The sequence below is a fragment of the Mesorhizobium sp. M4A.F.Ca.ET.050.02.1.1 genome, from assembly GCF_003997725.1.
GTDB lineage: Bacteria > Pseudomonadota > Alphaproteobacteria > Rhizobiales > Rhizobiaceae > Mesorhizobium.
In genome coordinates this window covers 1-8,034 of record NZ_RZSG01000225.1, presented here as the reverse complement: position 1 = coordinate 8,034, position 8,034 = coordinate 1, and the positions used below count along the sequence as shown (strand labels likewise).

The 8,034-nt window shown below is 63.7% G+C and carries 9 protein-coding genes; all 9 read right to left on the bottom strand.

Annotation, left to right across the window (positions count from 1 at the left end; translation table 11 throughout):
* A partial coding sequence (nuoG, locus tag EOA33_RS16550; RefSeq protein ID WP_127406078.1) for an NADH-quinone oxidoreductase subunit NuoG occupies nt 1–1,476 on the bottom strand: 1,476 nt, incomplete at its 3' end.
* Between the two features lie 74 nt (nt 1,477–1,550).
* The gene (locus tag EOA33_RS16545; protein WP_126054024.1) at nt 1,551–2,246 is read right to left on the bottom strand and encodes an NADH-ubiquinone dehydrogenase; all 696 of its coding nucleotides are present in this window, start codon (nt 2,244–2,246) and stop codon (nt 1,551–1,553) included.
* 74 nt (nt 2,247–2,320) lie between these two features.
* On the bottom strand, nt 2,321–3,625 hold the full coding sequence (gene nuoF, locus EOA33_RS16540) for an NADH-quinone oxidoreductase subunit NuoF (RefSeq protein WP_126054023.1): 1,305 nt from the start codon (nt 3,623–3,625) through the stop codon (nt 2,321–2,323).
* A gap of 10 nt (nt 3,626–3,635) precedes the next feature.
* Nucleotides 3,636–4,913, bottom strand: coding sequence for an NADH-quinone oxidoreductase subunit E (locus tag EOA33_RS16535; protein WP_127406077.1), 1,278 nt, complete (start codon nt 4,911–4,913; stop codon nt 3,636–3,638).
* Complete coding sequence (locus tag EOA33_RS16530) at nt 4,914–6,104, bottom strand: NADH-quinone oxidoreductase subunit D (protein WP_126054021.1); 1,191 nt, start codon at nt 6,102–6,104, stop codon at nt 4,914–4,916.
* A 107-nt stretch (nt 6,105–6,211) separates the two neighbouring features.
* On the bottom strand, nt 6,212–6,544 hold the full coding sequence (locus EOA33_RS16525; RefSeq protein ID WP_126054020.1) for a four helix bundle protein: 333 nt from the start codon (nt 6,542–6,544) through the stop codon (nt 6,212–6,214).
* A gap of 34 nt (nt 6,545–6,578) precedes the next feature.
* Complete coding sequence (locus tag EOA33_RS16520; protein ID WP_126054019.1) at nt 6,579–7,181, bottom strand: NADH-quinone oxidoreductase subunit C; 603 nt, start codon at nt 7,179–7,181, stop codon at nt 6,579–6,581.
* 4 nt (nt 7,182–7,185) lie between these two features.
* Nucleotides 7,186–7,767 (bottom strand): NADH-quinone oxidoreductase subunit B, encoded by a 582-nt coding sequence (locus tag EOA33_RS16515; protein WP_126054018.1) that lies wholly within the window; start codon nt 7,765–7,767, stop codon nt 7,186–7,188.
* Nucleotides 7,758–8,034, bottom strand: a 277-nt coding sequence (locus EOA33_RS16510; protein WP_145989170.1) for an NADH-quinone oxidoreductase subunit A, incomplete at its 5' end; no start/stop codon positions are given. The genes EOA33_RS16515 and EOA33_RS16510, both read right to left, overlap by 10 nt.

Sequence of the window (8,034 nt, the reverse complement as noted above, 5' to 3'; positions counted from 1 at the left end):
ATTATGGAGCACGGCAAAACCGTTCCAGTCGGCACGGGCGGCATTGACCGCCGCGGCGAGCTTGGCCGCCTGGCCGAGCACGGCGGCACCGTCGGCGCGCGCCAGCGCGCCCTGGCCGACGATGATCAGCGGGTGCGTCGCCTTTTTCAGCACCTGGAAGAACTTGCCGTTGCCGTCGGCCAGGTCCTTCAGCGATTCCGGACCGGCGCCGATCTGCTCATAGTCGTAGCGCGTGTCACCGATCTCGCCGATAACGCCGATCGGCAGGTTGCCGATGCGCCAGCGCTTGCGGATGCGGGCATTGAGCACCGAGGCCTCGAAGCGCGGGTTGGCGCCGATGATCAGCACCGCGTCGGCCTGCTCGATGCCCTCGATGGTCGGGTTGAAGATGTAGCTGGCGCGGCCGAGCGACGGATCGAGCGCGGCGCCATCCTGGCGGCAGTCGGTATTCTTCGAGCCGAGCGCCGCCATCAGAAGCTTCAGCGCATAGATCTCCTCGACGGCGGAGAGATCGCCGGCGACGGCGCCGATCCGCTCGGGCGTGGTCTTGCCCACTTCGTCCTTGATCGCTGCGAAGGCTTCGGCCCAGCTTGCCGCGACGAGCTTGCCATCCTTACGCACATAGGGGCGGTCGAGGCGCTGCGTGCGCAGCCCGTCCCAGATGAAGCGGGTCTTGTCCGAGATCCACTCCTCGTTCACCGCCTCGTTGACGCGCGGCAGGATGCGCATCACCTCGCGCCCCCTGGAATCGACGCGGATCGCCGAGCCGACCGCGTCCATGACGTCGATCGATTCCGTCTTGGTCAGTTCCCACGGCCGCGCCTGGAACGCGAAGGGCTTGGAAGTCAGCGCGCCGACCGGGCAGAGATCGATGACATTGCCCTGCAATTCCGAGGTCATTGCCTGTTCGAGATAGGTGGTGATCTCGGCATCCTCGCCGCGGCCGATCAGGCCGAGTTCGGAAATGCCGGCGACCTCGGTGGTGAAGCGGACGCAGCGCGTGCAGTGGATGCAGCGGTTCATCACCGTCTTCACGAGCGGCCCGATATACTTGTCTTCCACCGCGCGCTTGTTCTCGTGATAGCGCGAGGAATCGACGCCGAAGGCCATCGCCTGGTCCTGCAGGTCGCATTCGCCGCCCTGGTCGCAGATCGGGCAATCCAGCGGATGGTTGATCAGCAGGAATTCCATCACGCCTTCGCGGGCCTTCTTGACCATCGGCGTGTTGGTGAAGATTTCCGGTGGCTCGCCGTTCGGGCCCGGACGCAGGTCGCGCACGCCCATGGCGCAGGAGGCCTGCGGCTTGGGCGGGCCGCCCTTCACCTCGATCAGGCACATGCGGCAGTTGCCGGCGATCGACAGCCGCTCATGGAAGCAGAAGCGCGGCACTTCCGCGCCGGCATCCTCGGCTGCCTGCAGCAGCGTGTAGTGGTCGGGTACAGTGATCTCTTTCCCGTCGACCTTGAGCTTTGCCATCTCGCCTCAAACCTCTGCGGACGTCCCGCAATCCTCTTTCCGGGCGCGGCCAAAACCGCGCCCGGCATTGAATTTCAACCTTTGGCCGCCAGCGCCGTTGCCTGGCCAGTCCAGTCGTCGCGGCCGATGCGGCCGGCGAGCGACAGATAGTCCTCGACCCAGGCGATCTCTTCCGCCGTCCAGGCCGCGATCTGGCCATATGTCCAGATGCCGAGGCCATTGAGGACCTTCTCCAGCTTCGGGCCAATGCCTGAGATCGCCTTCAGGTCGGCCGGCGCCGCCGGCCGGTCCATGGCCTTGGGCTGCCTGAAATCCTCCGGCATCAGCCCGGTCGCGGCACTGCTTGCCACAGTGTCAGTGCCGGTGGTGTCCTGCACCTTTTCCACGGAGGCCTGGGCAATGTCGGTCACATCCCTGGCGAAGGTCTGCGCCTCGGCGATCAGCGTCTTTGTCGCCTTGCGCGCCTTGGACGAGGTCTTCTGGGCTTGCTCCAGCTCTTCGCTCCGCGCCTCGAAATCATCGACGATCGGCTGGAACAGCCGCTGCGAGGCCTCGGTGGCGCCCGAAAGCGCGCCCAGCCACACGCCGAGGGCATGATTGGCCAGCCCGATGCTGATCGCCGACATGGCGGCGACACCGGCGACAGGATGCGCCAGGAGATTGACGGCGCTGGCCATCTCCTTCGGCATCATCCTGGTCAGATCCTGGTTCATCTTCTCTAACTGGTCCATGTCGGGCATCAGTGCATAGGGTATCGAATACAGCGCCATCGAGTGCTCCTGGTCGTTTCTTCGTATGCCCCGCCCGTTATTCCTGTTCCGGGCTCTCGCCCGCAATTCCAACCTTATTCCGCCGCCACCATCACCGGCTCCACCCGGTGCGCGTTGCGCGAAAACTCATCGATGCGGCGCTCCACCTCGCCACGGAAATGCCGCATCAGGCCCTGGATCGGCCATGCCGCCGCGTCGCCCAGCGCGCAGATCGTGTGCCCCTCGACCTGCTTGGTGACGTCGAGCAGCATGTCGATCTCGCGCTTCTGCGCCTCGCCGCGCACCAGCCGCTCCATCACCCGCCACATCCAGCCGGTGCCTTCGCGGCACGGCGTGCACTGGCCGCAGCTTTCGTGCTTGTAGAAGTAGGAAAGCCTGGCGATCGCCTTCACGATATCGGTCGACTTGTCCATGACGATGACAGCCGCCGTGCCGAGGCCCGATTTCAAGTCGCGCAACGCGTCGAAATCCATCGGCGTGTCGATGATCTGCTCGGCCGGCACCAGCGGCACCGAAGCGCCGCCCGGAATGACCGCCAGAAGATTGTCCCAGCCACCGCGGATGCCGCCGCAATGCGTGTCGATCAGCTCGCGGAACGGGATCGACATCGCCTCTTCGACGGTGCACGGGTTGTTGACGTGACCGGAGACGCAGAACAGCTTGGTGCCGACATTGTTCGGCCGGCCGAAGGACGAGAACCAGGCAGCGCCGCGGCGCAGGATGGTTGGCGCGACCGCGATCGACTCGACATTGTTGACCGTCGTCGGGCAGCCATAGAGGCCGACATTGGCCGGGAACGGCGGCTTCAGACGCGGCTGGCCCTTCTTGCCTTCGAGGCTTTCGAGCAGAGCCGTCTCCTCGCCGCAGATATAGGCACCGGCGCCATGGTGCATATAGACGTCGAAGTCGTAGCCGGAAGTGTTGTTCTTGCCGATCAGCTTGGCCTCATAGGCCTCGTCGATGGCCCGCTGCAGCGCTTCGCGCTCCCTGATGAACTCGCCGCGCACATAGATGTAGGCGGCGATCGCGCCCATGGCGAAGCCAGCGAGCAGCGCGCCCTCGACCAGCGTGTGCGGATCGTTGCGCAGGATGTCGCGGTCCTTGCAGGTGCCGGGCTCGGATTCGTCGGCGTTGATGACCAGATAGCTCGGCCGGCCGTCGCTCTGCTTGGGCATGAACGACCACTTGAGTCCGGTCGGGAAGCCGGCGCCGCCGCGTCCGCGCAGGCCCGACGCCTTCATCTCGTTGACGATCCAGTCGCGCCCCTTGGCGATGATGCCTGGCGTGTTGTCCCAGGCGCCGCGCGCCATCGCTCCGTTGAGCGACTTGTCGAAGAGGCCGTATATGTTGGTGAAGATGCGGTCTTTGTCCTGAAGCATTGTTCGTCCCTCAGACCGGCTTCTTGCCGAAGACGCGGATATATTCGGCCACCCCGCCCTTGGCGAGCGCCTTGGCCTGCTTGACCCAGTCGTCGCGCTCGATGCGGCCATGGAAGGAGAGATAGGCGTCCACCCAGTCGCGCTCGGCCTTCTTCCACGACGCGACCTGCGCGAAGGTGTAGATGCCCAGCGAATGCAGCGTGCCCTCGATCTTCGGACCGACGCCGGAGATCAGCTTGAGGTCGTCGACCGCAACGGGCCGTTCTATGCCAGCGGGCCTGTTCTTGTCGTCGAGTGAAGGCTTTGCCTGCTTGACGGCTGGCTGCTTGGCTTCCGGCGCCTTGAAGGCGGAAGCCGGCTCGGCCTTGGCCCTCGGACCACTGCGCTGCTTCGAGACACCCTCGACTTCCGGCGAAGCCTTGTTGGCATTGGCGGCCGAATGCCGCGGGGCCGACACGCTCGCCGCCTTTTCCACGGCCAGCGCGACCTTGACCGGCGAAGGCGTGTTCAGCGCCGGGCTGGTCTCGGGCGCATCGGTCTTCGGCTTGCCGGCCTTCGACGGGCCCACGGGGGCAGCCGGCGCCGGCACCTCCGTTGCGATAATGGCGTCGGAAGCGGCCTTGGCCGCCTTCGCCGCCGCCTTGGCTTCCTTCTCGCGTGTCGACTTCAGGATCGCCTTCTCGCTCTTCAGCGTCGTCAGGCCGGTGGCTGGCTCCGAGCCGGTGCGGCCATTCTGCGGGCCAGGCGTCACCGAGGCGCCCTTGCCACCTTCGTAGAGGTCGATGATCTCGGCCAGCCGCTCCGGCGTCAGGTCCTCGAACGTATCCTTGAAGATCATCACCATCGGCGCGTTGACGCAGGCGCCGAGGCATTCGACCTCCTCCCACGACAGCGTGCCCTTGTCGTTGGTGTGGAACTGGTCGTGGTGGATCTTCGAGCGGCAGACATCCATCAGTCCTTCCGAGCCGCGCAGCATGCAGGGCGTGGTGCCGCAGACCTGGATATGCGCGCGCGTTCCGACCGGGTTGAGCTGGTACTGCGTGTAGAAGGTCGCGACCTCGAGCCCGCGGATGCGCGGCATGCCGAGCATGTCGGAGATCGTCTCAATCGCCGCCTTGGTGACCCAGCCTTCCTGCTCCTGCGCCAGCATCAACAGCGGGATGATCGCCGACTGCTCGCGGCCCTTCGGATATTTCTTGATCCACTGCTTGGCCGCGGCCGTATTCGCCCTGTTGAAGGCGAAGGAAGCTGGCTGGACGCTGGCATCTGCGAGACGGCGGACTGACATTTAGCGATCGACCTCACCAAACACGATATCGAGCGAACCCAGCACGGCGGTGACGTCGGCCAGCATGTGGCCGCGGCACAGGAAATCCATGGCCTGCAGATGCGCGAAGCCGGGCGCGCGCAGCTTGCAGCGGTAGGGCTTGTTGGTGCCGTCGGAGACCAGATAGACGCCGAACTCGCCCTTCGGCGCCTCGACGGCGGCATAGACCTCGCCGGCAGGTACGCGGTAGCCCTCGGTGTAGAGCTTGAAGTGGTGGATCAGCGCTTCCATCGAGCGCTTCATCGCCTGGCGCTTCGGCGGCACCACCTTGCCGTCGAGGTTGGACACCGGGCCGCTGCTTTCCTTGCCGAGCAGCAGGTCGACGCACTGGCGCATGATCTTCGCCGACTGGCGCATCTCTTCCATGCGCACGAGATAGCGGTCGTAGCAGTCGCCGTTCTTGCCGATCGGGATGTCGAAATCCATCTCGGAATAGCATTCATAGGGCTGCGACTTGCGCAGGTCCCAGGCAGCGCCCGAGCCGCGCACCATCACGCCGGAGAAGCCCCAGGCCCAGGCATCGGCCAGCGACACCGTGCCGATATCGACATTGCGCTGCTTGAAGATGCGGTTTGGCGTGAGCAGCGCATCGAGGTCGTCGATCGACTTCAGGAACGGATCGATCCACTTGCCGATGTCCTCGACCAGCTTCTGCGGCAGGTCCTGGTGCACGCCGCCGGGGCGGAAATAGGCCGCGTGCATGCGCGAACCCGAGGCGCGCTCGTAAAACACCATCAGCTTTTCGCGTTCGACGAAGCCCCACAGCGGCGGCGTCAGCGCGCCGACGTCCATCGCCTGCGTCGTCACATTGAGGATGTGCGACATGATGCGGCCCATCTCGGAATAGAGCACCCGGATCAGCTGGCCGCGCTTCGGCACCTCGATGCCGAGCAGCCGCTCGGCGGCGAGCGCGAAGGCGTGCTCCTGGTTCATCGGCGCGCAATAGTCGAGCCGGTCGAGATAGGGTACCGCCTGCAGATAGGTCTTGGCCTCGATCAGCTTCTCGGTGCCGCGATGCAGCAGCCCGATATGCGGATCGACGCGGTCGACCACCTCGCCGTCCAGCTCCAGCACCAGGCGCAAAACGCCATGCGCCGCAGGATGTTGCGGTCCGAAATTGATGTTGAAGTTGCGGACGGAGGTTTCAGCCATTCTGGCGCCTCTGGCGAAGAGTCAGTAGTGAGTAGTGAGTAGTGATCATCAATCTCAATGCCTACTTATTCGCCTGTTTTGCCTGCACCGTCCGATAAGAGATCGCATCATTTTCCCAATCTCTTCGCATCGCAGCAGCAGCTCAATCTCGTTGGCTTTTCCAGCATGCCGAAACGACATGCCAGCAATACGTGTGTTTCGAGTTCCTTCAACGAACCCTGCGCCATGCGCAGGAATTGAACGAACGACCCTCTGTTTTCGCGACCATATCCCTCGGCGATGTTGGCGGCGATAGATACCGCCGAGCGACGCATCTGAGAGGTCATTCCATAAATCTCGTCTTTCGGGAAACCTTTGGTGACACGGTAACAATCTTCGGCGAGAACCATCGCCGATTGCCACACCATCAGGTCGCGATAAGATTCGATCCGCTTTTCCAATTCCTTCCCTACTGACTACTCACTACTTCCCTACTCACTGCTTGGCTTTTTCATCCCCCGGCAGCACGTAATCCGTGCCTTCCCATGGGGAGAGGAAATCGAAATTGCGGAATTCCTGCTTGAGCTCGACCGGCTCGTAGATGACGCGCTTGGCTTCGTCGTCGTAACGCACCTCGACGAAGCCTGTGAGCGGGAAATCCTTGCGAAGCGGATGGCCTTCGAAACCGTAGTCGGTGAGGATGCGCCGCAGGTCGGGATGGCCCGAAAACAGCACGCCATAGAGGTCGTAGGTCTCGCGCTCGAACCAGTCGGCGCCAGGATAGACGGCGGTGAGCGAGGGAACCAGCGTCTCCTCGTCGGCCTGGACCTTGAGGCGGATGCGCACATTCTGCTTCGGCGACAGCAGGTGATAGACGACATCGAAGCGCTTGGCTCGCGACGGATAGTCAGCGCCGCAGACGTCGATGATCGAGATGAACTGGCAGCGCTGATCATCGCGCAGGAAGGTCGCCACCTCGATCAGGTTGATCGGCTCCACGGAGACGGTGAGTTCGCCATAGGCCAGCACCGCTTCGCCAATCCGGTCGGTCATCTTCTCGCCCAGATAGGTCGAGAGTTCATTCAGCTTCTGGCTCATTGGTTCACCGCTCGATCGTGCCGGTGCGGCGGATCTTCTTCTGCAGCAGAAGAATGCCGTAAAGCAGCGCTTCCGCGCTCGGCGGGCAGCCGGGCACATAGATGTCGACGGGCACGACACGGTCGCAGCCGCGCACCACCGAATAGGAATAGTGGTAGTAGCCGCCGCCATTGGCGCAGGAGCCCATGGAGATGACGTAGCGCGGCTCCGGCATCTGGTCGTAGACCTTGCGCAGCGCCGGCGCCATCTTGTTGGTCAGCGTGCCGGCGACGATCATGATGTCGGACTGGCGCGGGGACGCGCGCGGCGCGACGCCGAACCTCTCCGAGTCATAGCGCGGCATCGAGGTGTGGATCATCTCCACCGCGCAGCAGGCGAGGCCGAAGGTCATGAACATCAGCGAGCCGCTGCGCGCCCAGGTGATCAGCGCCTCAGTGGAGGTGACGAGGAAGCCCTTGTCGGCCAGCTCGTTGTTGATCTCGAGGAAGAACGGGTCATCCTGCCCCACCGGCCGGCCGGTGTTGGGATCGATGATGCCCTTGGGCTTCGGCGCGACGAGGGTGCCTGAACTGTCGTTCAATCCCATTCCAGCGCTCCTTTTTTCCATTCATAGGCAAAGCCGATGGTCAGCACCGCCAGAAACACCATCATCGACCAGAACCCGAGCATGCCGATCTTCGAGAAGGACACCGCCCACGGGAACAGGAAGGCCACTTCCAGATCGAAGATGATGAACAGGATCGACACCAGGTAGAAGCGGATGTCGAACTTCATTCGGGCGTCGTCGAACGAGTTGAAGCCGCATTCATAAGCGGAAAGCTTTTCCGGATCGGGGCTGCGGTAGGCCACCAGG